The sequence below is a fragment of the Modestobacter sp. KNN46-3 genome, assembly GCF_011039295.1.
Genome location: NZ_JAAKGN010000048.1, coordinates 1 through 16449, shown reverse-complemented (window position 1 = coordinate 16449; position 16449 = coordinate 1). Strand labels below are relative to the sequence as shown.

General features: G+C 71.9%; 10 protein-coding genes. 4 read left to right on the top strand and 6 right to left on the bottom strand.

Features of this window, described 5'->3' with window-relative positions:
• Positions 1 to 8 precede the first annotated feature (8 nt).
• The 3 genes from G5C62_RS12320 to fabG form a co-directional block, all read right to left on the bottom strand.
• Positions 9 to 1967 carry a 3-oxoacyl-ACP synthase III family protein gene (locus G5C62_RS12320; protein WP_164701229.1) on the bottom strand — a complete coding sequence of 653 codons (1959 nt, stop codon included), beginning with the start codon at positions 1965 to 1967 and terminating at the stop codon, positions 9 to 11.
• Positions 1964 to 7513, bottom strand: coding sequence for a carboxyl transferase domain-containing protein (locus G5C62_RS12315; RefSeq protein ID WP_164701227.1), 5550 nt, complete (start codon positions 7511 to 7513; stop codon positions 1964 to 1966). Before G5C62_RS12315 ends, G5C62_RS12320 begins: the two co-directional genes overlap by 4 nt.
• Before the next feature lie 73 nt (positions 7514 to 7586).
• The gene (fabG, locus tag G5C62_RS12310) at positions 7587 to 8402 is read right to left on the bottom strand and encodes a 3-oxoacyl-ACP reductase FabG (RefSeq protein WP_164701226.1); all 816 of its coding nucleotides are present in this window, start codon (positions 8400 to 8402) and stop codon (positions 7587 to 7589) included.
• A 376-nt stretch (positions 8403 to 8778) separates the two neighbouring features.
• Between fabG and phaZ the strand changes: the two genes are divergently transcribed.
• The gene (gene phaZ / locus G5C62_RS12305; RefSeq protein WP_164701224.1) at positions 8779 to 10020 is read left to right on the top strand and encodes a polyhydroxyalkanoate depolymerase; all 1242 of its coding nucleotides are present in this window, start codon (positions 8779 to 8781) and stop codon (positions 10018 to 10020) included.
• Between the two features lie 306 nt (positions 10021 to 10326).
• Positions 10327 to 10710 carry a VOC family protein gene (locus G5C62_RS12300; RefSeq protein WP_164701222.1) on the top strand — a complete coding sequence of 128 codons (384 nt, stop codon included), beginning with the start codon at positions 10327 to 10329 and terminating at the stop codon, positions 10708 to 10710.
• A gap of 264 nt (positions 10711 to 10974) precedes the next feature.
• On the opposite strand, the gene G5C62_RS12295 is transcribed toward G5C62_RS12300, so the two are convergent.
• Entirely contained in the window at positions 10975 to 11952 is a 978-nt protein-coding gene (locus tag G5C62_RS12295; protein WP_036339104.1) for an AAA family ATPase, read from the bottom strand.
• A gap of 117 nt (positions 11953 to 12069) precedes the next feature.
• Positions 12070 to 13494 carry an NAD(P)/FAD-dependent oxidoreductase gene (locus tag G5C62_RS12290; protein WP_164701220.1) on the bottom strand — a complete coding sequence of 475 codons (1425 nt, stop codon included), beginning with the start codon at positions 13492 to 13494 and terminating at the stop codon, positions 12070 to 12072.
• A gap of 260 nt (positions 13495 to 13754) precedes the next feature.
• Between G5C62_RS12290 and G5C62_RS12285 the strand changes: the two genes are divergently transcribed.
• Both G5C62_RS12285 and G5C62_RS12280 read left to right on the top strand, forming a co-directional pair.
• A complete protein-coding gene (locus G5C62_RS12285) occupies positions 13755 to 14915 on the top strand; it encodes a sensor histidine kinase (RefSeq protein WP_241175864.1) in 1161 nt (386 codons plus the stop codon).
• A complete protein-coding gene (locus G5C62_RS12280) occupies positions 14912 to 15568 on the top strand; it encodes a response regulator transcription factor (protein WP_036339134.1) in 657 nt (218 codons plus the stop codon). Before G5C62_RS12285 ends, G5C62_RS12280 begins: the two co-directional genes overlap by 4 nt.
• 161 nt (positions 15569 to 15729) lie before the next feature.
• Here G5C62_RS12280 and G5C62_RS12275 read toward each other — a convergent pair whose 3' ends face one another.
• Positions 15730 to 16098, bottom strand: a complete 369-nt coding sequence (locus G5C62_RS12275) for a DUF6463 family protein (RefSeq protein ID WP_277424778.1) — start codon at positions 16096 to 16098, stop codon at positions 15730 to 15732.
• Between the last annotated feature and the right edge of the window lie 351 nt (positions 16099 to 16449).

Here is a 16449-nt window from a genome sequence, read left to right as displayed (position 1 = left end):
GCGCGCCGTCACCCGAAGGCCACCCGCATGTCCTCCGAGGCCGGCGAGGCCCCGTCCGACTCCGGGAGGGCCGGCTCGGCGTGATCGAGGTCCGGGGCGGCCCCCTCCTGTACGGCGACGACCGCAGGGTCCAGCGTCAGGACGGTGTAGCCGGCCACGGCTCCGGCCCCGAAGCCCGGCGCGAAGATGCGCACCGGTGCGGTGATGACGCCGTCCCGCACCGCGTCGTGGATGGCCAGCGGGATGCTCGCGGACGAGGTGTTGCCGACCTCCTCGATGTTGAAGTACAGCTGGTCGGGCGTGAGCCCGGCCTGCTCGGCCAGCTGCAGCACCATGGTCTTGTTGGCCTGGTGCGGGACGATGAGGTCGATGCTCTCCAACAGGGAGCCCGCCCGGCCGTCGGGGTCGGGCAGGGCCGTGATCTCCTCGATCATCTGCGCGAGGTAGCGGCCCGCCAGCGCCTTCACGTGCGGGCCGAAGACGGTGATGTTGTTGTCGAACACCGGGTTGGGCCAGATGATCGAGTTGACCTCGCTGGCCGGGCCGCTGGCGTAGGTCTGCAGGTAGTGGAAGTCCGGAGCCGCGCCGTCCGGCGCCGGACCGACGACCATCGCCGCGGCGCCGTCCCCGAAGATCATCCGGGACGTGCGGACGTTGCCGATCTTGTCCGAGAACTTCTCGACGCAGACCACGAGGACCGGCCGGTCCACCTCCTGCAGCAACCGGGTCGCCTCGGCCAGCCCGTACGGCATCCCGGCGCAGGCCGCGACGATGTCGTAGGCGGCATGGGTCTGGTGGATGCCGAGCTGCCCGCAGATGTAGGTGGCCAGCGAGGGGATCAGCCGGGAGCTGGTGCAGGTGCACACCAGGACGCCGCCGATCTCCTCCGGCTCCCGACCCGCCTTCGCCAGCGCCGCCTGCGCGGCCTGCAGGCCGAGCTCCTCCAGGCTCAGCGAGCTGTACTCGCGCTGCCGGATGCCGGTCTTGGCGCCGATCTCGTCGGCGCCCATCGGCGACCAGTTGTAGGCGGAGTTGCGGATCAGGTCCTCGTTGCTGCAGACCTGATCGCCGTGCACGGCGGCCAGCGACTCCAGGCGGGGCAGGACGGTGAACTGCCGGCGCACGTCGATCTCCGGGAAGGGGCGCACCGGTGGCCGGCTCTCCCGCGCGGGCGCCGCGGGACGGCTCCGGACGCCGGCGTCCAGGCGCCGCAGGAAGGCCCGCACCTCGGCGTCCCGGGGGTGGAAGGTCACCACGTAGTCGTCGTCGGCCAGCTGACCGGCCTCGACCAGCTCCACCTGCGCCCGGTCCCACGGGTACTGGTTGTGCAGCACCATCGCCCACCGCAGCAGCGCCTCGAGCTCGGGCACCTCCTCGTCGCAGTCGAGGATGTCGGTGTAGTCGTGGACCGGGTAGTCCGGGTCGTAGTCCGGCAGCCGGAAGGTGAGGTTGGCCGGCGTCTCCAGGAACTGGGCGACCGTGGGCTTGACGGCCGGGAGCGTGGTCGCGTGGTTCCTGCGGTTGCCGAAGACGTCGAACAGGATCCCGAAGATCCGGTCCTCGACGGACTCGTCCCACTGGGCCGGCAGCGTCGGGTAGGCCGCCTGGACGGCGGCGATCTTGGTGTCGCCGTCCTCCCACGGCTCCAGCACGGGCAGGAACACGTCGGTGCGGGTCCGCGGCACGTCGGCCCAGCGCGTCGGCCGCTTGTCGTACATGGTCATCGCGAAGCGGTTGGCCCAGAACAGGTTGAGCGCGAGGTCGCGCATCAGGGCGTACCGGCTCTCGTAGCCGCCGACCCGGACCTTGTCCAGGATGTCGGTGCCGCTGGGTGCCTTGGTCTCGAAGTCCCGCCGGATGACGCTGTCGAGCTGCTCCAGGGTCTCCATGGTGGAGAAGTCCAGCTGCGGGAAGATGTTCGAGGGCAGTACCAGACGACCGTGCTTGTTGAGCGCGAAGGCGTTCATGTCGACTCCTCCTGGAGTGCGTGCGACGAGTCCTGCGTGGCGCGCTGCATCCCTCGCTCCACGGCGTCGATGAGGCGGGGGCGCAGCTCGGCGGCGGGGATGATGGCGTGCACCGAGCCCATCTCGCGGGCCCGCTGGATGTCGTGCACCGCCTCGAACTCGGCGGCGACCTCGCCCAGCTTCTCCGAGCGGACCGTGCTGCGCAGGGTGGCGAGCTCCACCCGCAGCCGGGCCTGCTCCACCCCGTCGGCCGCGGCCACCGAGGCCTCCAGGTCGCGCACGCGGGGGTCGGCGGCGGTGCGTTTGTCGACCTCGCCGGTGAACACCACCGCGGCCGCCGGCGCCCCGCCCAGCACCGAGGCGTAGGAGCCCTCGACGGCCAGCACCTCCATGTTGTCGTTGAGGGCGCCGGAGAACACCACGAAGGCACCGCCGTGGTAGCGGGAGACGACGCAGAAGACGATCGGGCCGTCGAAGTTGACGATCGCCCGGCCGATCTCGGCCCCGTTCTCCAACTGCACGTTGCGCAACGACTCCGGCGAGCCGTCGAAGCCGGACAGGTTCGCCAGCACCACCAGCGGACGGTTGCCGCTGCACGCGTTGATCGCCCGCGCGGCCTTCTTCGACGACTTCGGGAACAGCGTGCCGGCGGTCCACTGGTCGGGACCGTCCGCCGGGAAGCTGCCACGCCGCGGGATGGGCCGCGACTCGATCCCCAGGACCGTGACGGGGTGGCCGCCCAGGTGCGCGTCCTGGACGACGGTGGTGTCGGCGTCCGCCATGCCGGCCCAGCGCTCGAGGACGGGGTGGTCCTGGTCGGTGACGGCCCGCATGACCGTCCGGATGTCGAAGGCCTTCTTCCGGTCCGGGTTGGCCTCGGCCGAGAAGATGTCACCGACGGTGCTGAACTCGCTGGCCGGGTGATGGTGCGGGAACGAGCGCACGTCCCGGTCCACCGGGTCCCCGGTGTCGGAGGGGCGGGCCCAGCGCTCGCCGGGGGCGACGTAGGCGTACTCGTAGTGCTGGAACAGCAGCTCGACGGCCGCGGTCAGGTTCGGCGCCCAGTACTGCGCCTGCCCGTTGGGCCCCATCACCCGGTCGTAGCCGCCGATCCCGAAGTTGTCCTCGGCCGACACGCCCCCGGAGTAGTCCAGGGAGTGCTTGCCGGTGAGCACCATCGCGCTGTCCGGGGTCATGACCAGGATGCCCTTGGTGTGCAGCAGCATCGTGGCCTCGGCGTTCCAGTACGGCTGCGCACCCACGTTGATGCCGGCGACGACGACGTTGACCTCGCCGCCGGCCTGGGTGAACGTGATCAGCCGGCGCAGCGCCCGCGCCACCCCGTCCATGTTCTCGGTGCCGCTGTCCATCGAGATCTTGGCCCCGGACGACAGCGCGAACCACTCGACCGGGATGCCCCGTTCCTCGGCGAGGTCGATCGCGGCGACCACGAGGGCGCACTCGGGCACGGCGACGGTGCCCAGTGCCTTCGTGGGGTCGCCGAAGAGCACCACCCGGGTCATGCCCTCGGGGTGCCGGGGAGTCGGCGTGGTCACCACGCCGACCACGATGCCGGCGCGGTTGCGGCCGGGTGGGCGCTCGACCGGCACCAGCCGGCCGGCGTCGTCCAGGTCGTGCTCGACGAACGTGCCGCCCGGCCCGGCGAGCAGCGGCGCGAGCTCGTAGGGGTACACGGTGCCGCGGGCGCGCGAGCGCAGCACCTTCTGGGTGTAGTCGTCCAAGGGGCGCATCGGCTCGGTCGGCCGGTCGGTCACCCGCATGGTCACGCCGGTGCCGGGTGCGTAGGCGAAGCGCAGCGCCACCTCCCGGGGGGCCGTGGAGCCCTCCTCCTCCAGCCGGGCCAGCAGGATGATCTCCTCCAGCCCGGCCCCGGCGGTCAGCGGCGCCGATGCCCGCGCCAGGCTCGCGAGCTCCGACAGCGGGACCTCGATGGAGGGCCAGGCGTAGAGGAAGACCCGGTTGTGGTCCAGGGGACGGCGTGACCTGCGCTGGGACTGCGCCCGGCGCAGCCCGTCGAGACAGGCCGTGAGCTGCCGCTCGACCGTCGGGTACGCGACGACCTCCCCCGCGTCGTCCCGGACCGGGGTCAGGTCGCGGACCTCCGCCATCGCGATGAACCGTTCGTCGTTCGGGTTCTCCTTCGCGCCGATGTGGAACAGGTACGTGTCCTCGGCCGACGGCAGGCGCACACCGTCGAAGTTCTTCAGGCGCCACAGGTTGAGTCGCTGCGCGGTCAGCGGGTGGAGTCCACGGATGATCCGGTCCTCCACGAGCCCGATCGCGTCCACGCCGTCCGCTCCTGGGCCGTCCGGCGCCGGTCGGAAGGTCAGGGTCTCCACGTCACCGTCGGGGGTGGAGACCGTCACCGTCACCCGGCGGGCCGTCCGCAGCGGCGCCACGGCGTCCAGCAGGTCGCGCAGTTCCGCCGCCATCGTGTCGGCGTCCGCCGGGCGGTCCGGCCAGGACAGGTAGAGGTCCACCAGCAGGTGCGGCGGGTCGGCGACGTCCTCGGCCGCCCCCGCGAGCGCGGACAGCGCGGCAGGGAGGGCCTCCCGCTCGGCCATCAGGGCCACCAGGTGCAGCCGGGACCCGTTCAGCTCGTAGTCCGCCGAGACGCACGAGTGACCGCCGAGCAGGGAGGTCCGCACGTGCTGCAGGTCGCGGCTGCGGTAGTAGCGGCGGGTCAGCACCTCCAGCACGGGGTCGGGCTCCGTCGTCGGCCGTCCGGCACGCTGGCCCAGCAGCCGGATCAGGGGCTCGGGGCTCGCCACCAGCGTCTCGATCCGGGCCATGCCGGCGCCGGTGTCGCCGCGCGCGCCGGCCTCGTCGAGCTCGGTCAGCAGCCGGTCGGCCTCGTCGAGCACCTGCTGTCGGGCCTGCTGCAGCACCGGCTCCTCGAACCAGCGGAAGCGCACGGCGCGGGCCAGGTCACCGACGGTCGGATAGCGCAACTGGGTCGCGGTGACGAGCCGGTCGAGCACCTCCCCCACCTCGGCCCGGGACGGCCCGGGAGGAGGGCTGCCGGCGTCGAGCCAGCGCTCCAGCAGCGCCTGGACCGCGGGGAGCTGGTCGGCGATGCGCTGCTGGGCGAGGAAGATGCGGTGCACCGCCTCCTCCAGCGCCGGGCCCGGTTCGAGGTCGCGGACGTCGTAGTGCAGCAGCGCCCGGGAGAGCCGGGCGCGGAAGCTCTCCGGCAGCGCCTCCCGCTCGACGTCCAGGGAGTGCAGGTAGGCGTGGAAGTACTCCCGCGGGCTGTGCACCTGCTGGTCGGCTTCCTCCTCCTCGCTCGCCGGACGGTTGCGGGCCAGCTCGCAGAGGTCGGCGAACGTGGTGAGCACGGCGAGCTCGCCGCGCAGCAGTTCCGGGTCGTCCACCGGCAGCTCGCTGCGGCCCGTGCAGTACTCGGCGACCAACGCCCGGGCGTGGTCGGCGCTGACGTCCCAACCGGTGATCAGCGCCTCCAGCTCGGCCAGCAGCGGCGCCGCCGTCTCGCGCGGGTCGGGCTGCGCGTCTGCGGGGCCGGGGAGCACGATCCGCTCGCCCGAGGCCTCCTCGACGTCCCCACCGGTCCGTTCCAGGTCGAGCAGCGCGACGCCGGCATCGACCTGGACGTTCGGCCCGACCAGCACCCCGCGGACCCGGCCGGCGAACGGCGCCCGCACGGCGGTCTCCATCTTCATGCTCTCCAGCACGGCGAGCGTCTGGCCGGCCTCCACCTCCTGCCCGGTCTGGACCCGGAGGGCGACGACGACCGACGGGGCGGGCGCGCGCACCAGGCCGCCGGCGTCGCGGGTGACCCGGTGGGACACGCCGTCGACCTCGACCAGGTGCGAGCCGGCGGCCGTCACCGCGACGACGGAGAAGCGCCGGCCGTCGACGGTGAGACGGCTCTCCAGCGGGCTCAGCCGGTCGACGTCCACGTCGACGGACCGGCCGTCGAGCTGCACGCGGTAGCGGTCGCGGCTGACCTTGGCGGCGGTCAGGCGGTAGAGCTGCCCCCGGTGGCCGAGCTCCACCGTGCGCCCCACCTCGTGCGGCGCGCGCGGTCGTCCGCCCCGGGCGGACGCGAGGAAGGCCGTCCGTTCCCGGGCCTCCTCGGTGTCGGAGACGTCGACGGCCACCTGGAGGAGGGCGACGAAGCCGTTGGGTGTCGTCTCCGCCTGCCCGGTGCCCGTGCGGTCCAGCCAGCCGGTGTCGGCGGTGCCCGCCACGACCTCCGGCCGGTCCAGCAGGTCGAGCAGGAAGGACTTCGTGGTGGTGCCGCCCCGCAGGACGACGGTCGTCTCGCGCAGCGCGCACCGCAGGCGCGCGAGCGCCTCAGGGCGGTCCCGCCCCCAGGCGATGACCTTGGCGACCATCGAGTCGTAGAGCGGCGGGATGACGTCCCCGACGCCGATGCCGGTGTCCACGCGGACCCCCGGGCCGGTGGGGAGCCGCATCAGCTCGACCCGGCCGGGTGCCGGGGCGAACCCCTGCTCGGCGTCCTCGGCGTTGAGCCGCGCCTCGACGGCGTGCCCGGACTCCGCCGGCGGGTCCCCGACGAGCCGGCCGCCGGCGGCGACGTGCAGCTGGAGCTTCACGATGTCCAGCCCGGTCGTCACCTCGGTCACCGGGTGCTCGACCTGCAGCCGGGTGTTGACCTCGAGGAAGGTGAACAGCTGCTCGGTGGGCTGGTACAGGAACTCGACCGTGCCGGCACCGACGTAGCCCGCAGCCCGGACCAGCGCGATCGACGACTCGCGCAAGGCGGTGTCCTGCTCGCGGCTCAGGACCGGCGAGCTGGACTCCTCGAGCACCTTCTGGTTGCGCCGCTGCACCGAGCAGTCCCGTACCCCGGGTGCCCACACCGCCCCGTGCTGGTCGGCGATCACCTGCACCTCGACGTGCCGGCCGCCCTCGACCAGTCGTTCCATGAACACGATCGGGTCCCCGAAGGTCCGCGCCGCCTCGGCCTGCGTGCGGGTGAGGGCCTCCTCCAACTCGTCCTCGGTGCGGACGACCCGGATCCCCCGGCCGCCGCCGCCGCTCCTGGCCTTGACGATGAGCGGGTAGCCGATGGCGGCGGCGTGCCGGTGACCGTCCTCGACGGTCTCGACCGGGCCGCCGCTCCACGGTGCGACGGGGACGCCGGTCTGCTCGGCGAGCACCTTGGCCTCGATCTTGGCGCCCAGCAGCCGCATGGCCTCCGGTGGCGGGCCGATGAAGGTCACGCCGAGGTCGGCGCACAGCTCGGCGAACGCGGGGTCCTCCGCGACGAAGCCCCAGCCGACCCACGCGGCGTCGGCGCGGCCGGCCCGCAGCGCCCGGCCGAGTTCTCCGTGGTCCAGGTACGGGGTCCCCCCACCGGTCTCGCGGAGGACGACGGCCTCGTCGGCAGCGCGGACGAAGGAGGCCCGGCGCTCGGCCTCGGTGTGCAGCGCGATCACGCGGATCGCGGTGCCGTGCTCGGCGTTGAGCTCGCGCACGGCTCGGATGAGCCGCAGAGCGGGTTCGCCCCGGTTGACCACTGCGATGCGGTGGAACACCGCGCACCCCTCCCCCGTCGACGGATCGGTCAGGTCATCGGCGCAGGGCCGAGGTCTCACCGCTGATGCGGGCTCACATGTCGAGCCCGCCGTTGACCCCCCACACCTGGCCGGTGATGTAGGAGGAGGCGTCGGCGGCCAGGAAGTGCACGACGCGGGCGACCTCCTCAGGCTGTCCGAGCCGACCCAGCGGGATCTTCGCCCGGAGACCGGCGACCACCTTCTCCGGAACGGCGTCGAGCATCTCGGTCGCGGTGTACCCCGGCGTCACGGCGTTGACGGTGATGCCGATGCCGTCGGTGTGACCGGCGCGCTGCAGCTGCATCGCCGCCTCCCGGGCGAGCGTCTTCGTGAGCCCGAACAGCCCCGACTTGGCCGACGCGTAGTTGACCTGCCCGATCCCACCCGTCTCGCCGATCACCGAGGAGATCATCACGATCCGCCCACTCCCCCGCTCGAGCATGTGCGCCAGCGCGGCCTGGGACAGGTAGAAGGCCCCGGACAGGTTGACGTCGATCACCCGGCGCCAGTCGTCGTCGCCCATCTTCGCCACCGTCCGGTCGACGGTGATGCCCGCGTTGTTGACCAGGATGTCCAGCCGGCCGTGCTGCTCGACCACCTCGGCGACGCACCGGCGGCAGTCGTCGGCGGAGCCGATGTCACCGCGGTGCATGGTCACGCCCCGGTCGGGGAAGGTCTCGCCGAAGCCCTGGGCGAACCGCTCCGCCGCCTCCTGGTTGCCGCTGTAGCCGGCGGCGACGTCGGCGCCCTGGGCGGCCAGACTGCGGCAGATGGCCGCGCCGATCCCGCGGGTCCCGCCGGTCACGAAGGCCACCTTGCCCAGGAGCTTGTCGCCCGTCCTGGTGCCGCTCTCCTGTGTCGCTGTCATCGCGTCCCCCTCGGTCGCGGCGCACCCGCGACTCCTCGGAGCTGGAACCCCCATGGCTCCACGTGCGCAGCTCCGGGCACCGGCGAGCATGGCCCCGGCCTGGCAACGCCGTCAACGCAAGACGGGCGAGTCGACTCCCCTGCGGGTCGGCCCGCGCCTGCGCCCGTCCCGCACTCGGGACGGCTTCGGGTGAGGCTGTCGGCGACAGCACGGGCCGGCTGAGCGAACGGTTCCCGGACGCCCGCTGAGAGGAGGCACGGACGAACTCGCACCGAGCTGGTGTGCCTCGACGCGACCTGCCGCGGGGCCACGGATACAGTGGCTGGTACGTGAGGTGCGTCACTCCGCGCCCGCTCCGTCGCGAGGACAGGACCGCATGCTCTACACCGCCTACGACCTCCAACGCCGCATCGCCTCTCCGCTGGTGACCGCGTCAGAGAGGACCGCACGGGCGCTGAACGCGGTGCCGGCCCCGCTCGCCGGGTGGGGCGTCCGTCACGCCCGGGCAGCCTGCGACATCCTCGCCCATGCCCGTCCCACCCACGACCGTCCGCCATTCGGGATCGACGCTGTCCCGGTAGGCGCCCAGATGGCCGTCGTGACGGAGCACCCGACGCTCCGGACGCCGTTCGCCACGCTCATCCACTTCCAGAAGCCGTCGGTGACCGGGCAGCCACGCGTGCTCGTCGTCGGGCCGATGTCGGGGCACTTCACGACGCTGATCCGGCCCACCATCCAGACCCTGCTGGGCGACCACGACGTGCACGTCCTGGACTGGCACAACGCCCGGGACATCCCCGTCGCGGACGGCAGGTTCGGGCTCGACGAGTACATCGAGCACGTCATGCAGGCGCTCCGTCACCTCGGTCCGGACACCCACGTCGTCGCGGTGTGTCAGCCCGCCGTCCCCGTCCTGGCGGCTGTCGCACTGCTCGCCGCCGAGGGCGACGTGGCCCAGCCGAGCAGCCTGACGCTGATGGCCGGACCGGTCGACACCCGGGTGAACCCCAACCGGATCAACACGGTGGCCGCGACCAGACCGCTGTCCTCCTTCGAACGCAGACTCATCGACACCGTGCCGGCGCGGTACGCCGGCGCCGGCCGCCGCGTGTACCCGGGCGTCGTCCAACTGACGGCCTTCATGTCGATGAACCCCAAGCGGCACCTGGGGGCCCACCTCCGGCTCTACCTCGACCTGGTGACCGGCGAAGACGAACGGGCGGCCACGACCCGCGCCTTCTACGACGAGTACGGCGCGGTGATGGACGTCCCTGCGGAGTTCTACCTCGAGACGGTCGGCCGCATCTTCCAGGAGAACCGGCTGGCCACCGGGCGGCTCACCTGGCGGGACATCCCGGTCGATCCGGGAGCCATCACCAGCACCGACCTGCTCACCATCGAAGGTGCCCGGGACGACATCTGCTCGCCCGGCCAGACCCTGGCCGCGCACGGCCTCTGCACCGGGCTCCCGGACCACCGCAAGCACCAGCACCTGCAGCCTGGGGTCGGCCACTACGGCGTGTTCAGTGGCTCCCGTTGGGAGGCGGAGGTCTACCCCGTCCTCCGTGACTTCATCGCCGAGGTCGAGAGCCGGGAGCCGCCGGCCCCCTCAGCCTGAGCCGCCCCGGCACTGGCCGGAGGTGGCGGTGGCCTTCGGTCCGCGCCGTTGGGTCGTGAGCTTCTCGCCCGCGCCAGGGTCTCGGCCAACATCCCGGTTTCGTCTGTCCTCACCATCGGCATGTCCACCGGCTCCCCGCACTCCTGCATCGGCTGCCTGGTCCAGGACCGGTGGCGTTCGTCGCGGCCAACCTCTTCGTCGTGTTCTTCGGAGTGTCCTGGGGCCCGGCGGTGTGGGTACTGCTCGGCGAGTGCCGCAAACGACGGGCAAGCAGCTCGAGGACATGGCCTGACGGAAGATGCTGCGATGGAGGTTCTGAGCAGCCGCATCCTGCTGCGACCGACCGAGCCGACGCGGTCACACGCGTTCTACGGCGATGTCCTCGGCCTGGCCGTCTACCGGGAGTTCGGCCCACCGGAGCATCGCGGCGTCGTCTACTTCCTGGGCAACGGCCTGCTCGAGGTCTCCGGTCATGCCGAGCAGCCACCTGTGGGGCTCGGCCTCTGGTTGCAGGTACGGGACGTCGCCCGGGAACACGAGCGGCTGGCGGACGCCGGTGTCACGGTGACGCGTCCGCCTCGAGCAGAACCCTGGGGACTGGTCGAGATGTGGATCGAGGACCCCGACGGCGTCCGGATCGCCGTGGTCGAGGTCCCCGACGACCACCCGCTGCGCCGCGACCAGCGCTGAACCCCCATCGGCGCACGCCAACCGGCATGCCGGGCCGTCGCCGGCGGGACCGCCGAGGTGTCGCGACCGCCCGGACGCGGCGGGCACAGCGGGCGCAGCGGACGGACGGGCGTGACGGCTGCGGCCGGTGGATCGGCGTCCGACCGGCTGTCGGCACGAGATCGACGGTTCGCCGGAGGCTCGGGTCACAGCCGGGACGTCACCACCGTCCTGGACGTCACCCGAGCCAGCGTCACCATCGGAGAGTTCGGCTCCACACGTCGACTACTCGCCCAGCGTGCGGACAGCCTCGGCGATGTCGCTCGCGGTGAGCGTCGACACGTCGGCACGGTCGAGCGCATCCACACTCCGGCCCTTGTCCCGCGTCAGCCGCAGCGCCTGGCGGTTGAGCGCCTGTTCGAACAGCGTGCGCGCGAAGCGCGCGTTGCCGGACTCCTCATCGGAACTCAGGCCAGCGAGGGTGCGGCGGAGCGTCACCTCAGCACCGGGCTCCAGCACGTACTCGTGCTGGGCCACGATGTTGGTGAAGATCGCTTCGAGTTCCTCCGTCGAGTAGTCGGGGAACTCGATCTCTCGAGCGAACCGCGAGCGGAGGCCGGGGTTCGAGCGCAGGAACGACTCCATGAGCCGGGGGTAGCCGGCCACGATCACCACCAGGCGATGGCGGTGGTCCTCCATGCGCTTGAGCAGGACCTCGACCGCCTCGGGCCCGAAGTCCAGCCGGCCGTCACCCTCCGGGGCCAGCGAGTAGGCCTCGTCGATGAAGAGGACACCGTCGAGTGCCCGGCGGACCACGCGGTCGGTCTTGATCGCGGTCGCCCCGACGTACTGCCCGACCAGGGCAGCCCGATCGACCTCCACCAGGTGGCCCTTCTGCAGCAACCCGACCGCCCGGTACATCTCGGCCAGGAGCCGCGCCACCGTGGTCTTGCCCGTACCTGGGTTGCCGAGGAACACGAGGTGCTGGGACGTCGCCGCCTCGGGCAGGCCGTGCACCTTGCGGCGCGCCTGCACCTGCAGGAAGGCGACGAGCGCCCGCACCTGCTCCTTCACCGCCTCGAGCCCGATGAGCCCATCGAGCTCCGCCTGGATCGCCGCCAGCGGCCGAGCCGGCCCGGGGCGGCCGCCGAAGAGGTCGCTCACCAGGTCGTCCACGCCCCGCAGACCGGACCGCGGCAGTTGATCTCCCAGGCGACCGACGGTCTCACGCAGGTCGTCGAGTGGCTTGCGGTTGGAAGCCATGCCGGGAGCTTATGGGCCATGGAGGCAGCGAGCCCATCGCCAGTACCGGGCGTCGGTGGGGTCGGTCACGCGGGCCTGCGCGAACGCACAGCGGTGCGCCCAGGACGACGGCCGGCTTCAGCCACCCCCGGACGACGCGGCCCCACGACCGGTGACGGCTGGCGCCGGTCCCGATGACACCCTGGGACTGCCAGGCCCGATTCCCGCCGCCTCGAACTCCTCGAACAGGCGCTCCATGGCCAGGCGGCCGTAGACCTGCTGCTGGGTGGCCACCCGCTGGGCGCGGCCGCGGCCGAGGAAACTGACCATCCAGTGCAGCACAGTGGTGATGCGGCTCCTGAAGCCGACCATGTAGAAGAGGTGAACGGCCAGCCACATCACCCAGGCGAGGAAGCCCCCGAACTCGACGCTACCGATCTGCACGACGGCGGAGAAGCGGGAGACCGTGGCCATCGAGCCCTTGTCGAGGTACCGGAAGGGCCCCCGCGGGCGCTTTCCGGCGCGCCGGCGCTCGATCGCGTCCGCGGCGTACCTGCCGCCCTGGATTGCCACCTGAGCCACCCCGGGTAGTCCGTCCAACGCCGCCATGTCACCCACGACGTGCACTTCGGGATGGCCGGGCAGCGTGAGGTCCGGCTGCACGACGATCCGTCGGGCTTGGTCGATCTCCGCGCCGGATTGGTCGGCCAGGATGCGGGCGAGGGGGCTGGCTTGCACTCCGGCAGCCCAGATCGTGGTCGCGGCGTCGAGCCGGTGGCCGTGGCCATCGCCGTCCTTCATCTCGATGCCGTCGGTGTCGACATCGGTGACCGTGGCGCCGACGTGGACTTCTACGCCCATGCCGCTCAGCCGACGGCGAGCGAGGCCACCGAGCTTCTCCCCGAAAGCCGGCAACACGCCCGGGGAGGCATCCAGCAGCACGACCCGGGCGCTGGTCGGGTCGATGTGGCGGAAGTCCTCGCGCAGGGTCCGCCGCGCCAGCTCGGCGACCTGACCGGCCATCTCCACACCCGTCGGACCGGCGCCCACGACGACGAAGGTCAGCAGCCGGTCGATCTCCCCCTGGGTCTCGGCCAGCTCTGCCAACTCGAAGGCCCCGAAGATCCGGCCACGCAGTTCGAGCGCGTCGTCGATGCTCTTCAGGCCGGGCGCGAACTCGGCGAACCGGTCGTTGCCGAAGTAGGACTGGCCGGCCCCGGCGGCCACGATCAGCTCGTCGTAGCCGTGCACCGTCGTGCGACCGAGGACGTTCGAGGTGACCGTGCGGGCGGTGAGGTCGATGCCGGTCACCTCACCCAGGACGACGCGAGCATTCTGTTGCCGGCGCAGGATCTCCCGGGTCGGTGCGGCGATCTCCCCCTCGGACAGGATCCCGGTCGCCACCTGGTAGAGGAGGGGTTGGAACAGGTGGTGACCGGTCGCGTCGATCAGCGTGACCTCGACGTCGGCGCGGCGCAGGGCCTTGGTGGCGAACAGCCCCCCGAAACCCGACCCGATCACCACGACCCGTGGCCGTGGGTGCGTGCGGTGCTGGTTGTTCATCGTTGCTCCACGTGGCGTGTGGGATGGATTGATGGACGGCGGGTGGGTGACCAGGCCCCGCCGTCAGCCGCAGCCGAGGAGGCGATCGCAGTGGTCACGAGCCAACGGCGGTCTGCTGGTCCGCGGTGTGTCGTGCCTGGATGACGGTAGGGAGGCCACCCGCGCCACACAGGTGCCGGCGGTAACCGGTCCCGGCCATGACTTCCGGCACCCGCACAAGGGCGTCGTCGTCCCTACGCTCCGGGTGGGAGGTGGCAGCCATGATGTCCCGGGCCGCGGTGCGGACCATCGCCGTAGCCGCGCTCGTCTCGCTCGTCGCCGTGGGCGCGGTGGTGCTCATGGCGCAGTTGGACCACGAGTCGGGCTCCTCGCCCGCCCACCCGGCGTGGTGGTGGACGGCCTACCTCCTCTACGTCCTGGTCTTCCTCGTCATCGGCGATTGGCTACCGCGGCCGCCCGGGGTGGCCGACGACGCGTTGGTCGTCGCGGCGGTCGTGCTCGGCATCGCCGTGTTCATGCTGTTCCCAGACCCCGGTTGGACCGCGATCGTGCTGGTCGTGACGGCGGCGGGCGCGGCATTCGTCTGGCCATCGCGCGCCGTCGTGGCCGTCATCGCCCTCCAGACCTCTGCAGTGGGGCTGGCCTTCGGCATCGGTGTGGCGACGAAGGGCTGGCCCCTCTCCCTGCTGGTGCTCTCCGTGTTGGCGGACGGCAGCTTCCAGTTCTTCGCCGCGCTGCTGGTGCGGACGGCGCGGCGGGAGGCAGAGGCCCGCACGGACCTCGCCGTCGCCCACGCCGAACTGCGCGCCGCCTACACGCTGCTCGAGGTGACGAGCCGGGACGCCGAACGGCTGCGCATCTCGCGCGACCTCCACGACGTGGTCGGTCACAAGCTCACCGCACTCGTCCTGGAACTCGAGGTCGCCTCTCATCTGGTCGGCGAGGAGGAGGGCGAGCACGTGACCCGGGCCCGGACGATCGCCAAGGACCTGCTCGGTGACGTCCGTGCGACCGTCGGCCGGATGCGGAAGACCGGGCACGTCCTCGAACCCATGCTCCACTCCCTGGCACGTGACGTGCCGGGACTCGAGGTGTCCCTGCACGTCGAGGCGGGCCCGGTCGAGGGAGACCAGGCCCAGGCGGTGCTGCGCTGCGTGCAGGAGGCCATCACGAACACCTTGCGGCACTCGGGGGCGAACCACCTGCACGTCGCCGTCGTCGCCGACGCCTCGGGCATCTGCGTCGAGACACGGGACGACGGCTGGGGTACCGCGGTCATCGTTCCTGGGAACGGCTTGACCGGGATGCGGGAACGGTTCCAGGCACTCGGTGGCAGCCTGCACGTCGTCTCCAGCCCCGGCCACGGCTTCACCGCAACCGGACGTCTGCCGGCGAGGATTCCCGCAGGACCCTCGACATGACCGACGCGCCGGTCCGCGTCCTCCTCGTCGACGACCAGACGCTGGTGCGACAAGGCATCCGCGGCCTCCTCGCTCTCACCCCGGAGGTCGAGGTGGTCGGCGAGGGCGCCGACGGTGATGAGGCCCTGCGTCTGCTCGACGAGTGCGACGTGGACGTCCTGCTCCTCGACCTGCGCATGCCCGGCCGCGACGGCATCGCCACGCTGGCGGCGATGCGCGAGCGCGACGTCCACGTCCCCGTGCTGGTGCTGACCACGTTCGACGACGAGGAACTCGTGCTGCAGGCCCTGCGCGGCGGCGCCCGTGGCTACCTGCTCAAGGACGTCACCCTAGAGCAACTCGTGAACACCGTGCGGTCTCTCGCCTCGGGTGGCACGGTCTTGCAGCCGGCGCTCACCGAGCGACTCCTGCGGGCGATGGTCGAGCGGCCAGAGATCATCGAGGGCATCCAGCGGCCGGAGCCGCTCACTGCGCGCGAGGTGGACGTGTTGCGGCTCGCAGCCGCCGGGTGGTCCAACCGGGAGATCGCCCACGGACTGCACCTGGCCGAGGGGACGGTGAAGAACCACATGTCCAGCGTCCTGCTCAAACTGGGGGTGCGGGATCGCACCCGAGCCGTCCTCCGCGCGCTCGAGCTCAGGCTCCTCACCTAGTGGTACGAGACAGCCCTGCTCAGCAGGTGGGAGTCGGATACCGGGGTAGCTGCCAACCGGTCAGCGGGTGCCAGCCGACTCGCGCAGGGGGTGCCGGGGTGGACCTCGGTCGTGAGCCACCGGTCGACGCCGCGCCGCCTACGACCCTCGCGACTCCTGCGTCATCGCCCGCGGGAGTTCGCGGACCGGCGCGCCAGCCACGCGATGGGCAGGAACAGCCAGAAGGGCGAGACCGGCATCAGGAGGGCGCCCCACAGCCCGGTCGCGACGAGGACCGTGGCCGTCGCGGGAGGCGGGCGTCCGTGCACCTTCTCGTGACCCCGGACGATCGCGCCCAACCCGATCACGAGGAGTCCCGATGTGACGTACCAGAACCCCACGGCCCTCCGTTCGGTGAGCACGGGATCCGCGTCGACCGAGGCGATCACTCCCCCGTCCATGACACTGCGGACGGATTCGGGATGGAAGGCGTGCACGGACGCGACGTGCGCGACGCCCAGCACCATGGTCCACAGACCCGCGCTGCGCACAGGAGGCACACCGAGACGGCTCAAGGCAGCCGCCGACGGCGCGGTCCCCTGCCGGAGCCTCCCGTCACGACCCGCCGCGCCGTCCTCCGGTGGAGGACCCCGACGATCACCCAGACCGCCCGGGTGAGCACCGGCCGCCGGTAGTGCAGGACGGTCGTGAGCACCCTGCGCCCCGGTTCGGCATTACGGGCGACCATCACGGTGTCCATCAGCCGGTCGGAGTCGGGCCTTACCCCCTGATCACGGACACGCGATCGGTGTCTACGCGGCGGTCTGCAGCGTAGCCAGGGTCTGGTTCGTTTCGTAGGTGATCGGACTGACTTGGCCGCAGGTGGAGTGTCGGCGGCGGGT

Coding starts and splice junctions, on each gene's coding strand:
- G5C62_RS12320 (WP_164701229.1), bottom strand. CDS start 1,967: ATGAACGCCTTCGCGCTCAACAAGCACGGTCGTCTGGTACTGCCCTCG.
- fabG (WP_164701226.1), bottom strand. CDS start 8,402: ATGACAGCGACACAGGAGAGCGGCACCAGGACGGGCGACAAGCTCCTG.
- phaZ (WP_164701224.1), top strand. CDS start 8,779: ATGCTCTACACCGCCTACGACCTCCAACGCCGCATCGCCTCTCCGCTG.
- G5C62_RS12300 (WP_164701222.1), top strand. CDS start 10,327: ATGGAGGTTCTGAGCAGCCGCATCCTGCTGCGACCGACCGAGCCGACG.
- G5C62_RS12295 (WP_036339104.1), bottom strand. CDS start 11,952: ATGGCTTCCAACCGCAAGCCACTCGACGACCTGCGTGAGACCGTCGGT.
- G5C62_RS12290 (WP_164701220.1), bottom strand. CDS start 13,494: ATGAACAACCAGCACCGCACGCACCCACGGCCACGGGTCGTGGTGATC.
- G5C62_RS12285 (WP_241175864.1), top strand. CDS start 13,755: ATGATGTCCCGGGCCGCGGTGCGGACCATCGCCGTAGCCGCGCTCGTC.
- G5C62_RS12280 (WP_036339134.1), top strand. CDS start 14,912: ATGACCGACGCGCCGGTCCGCGTCCTCCTCGTCGACGACCAGACGCTG.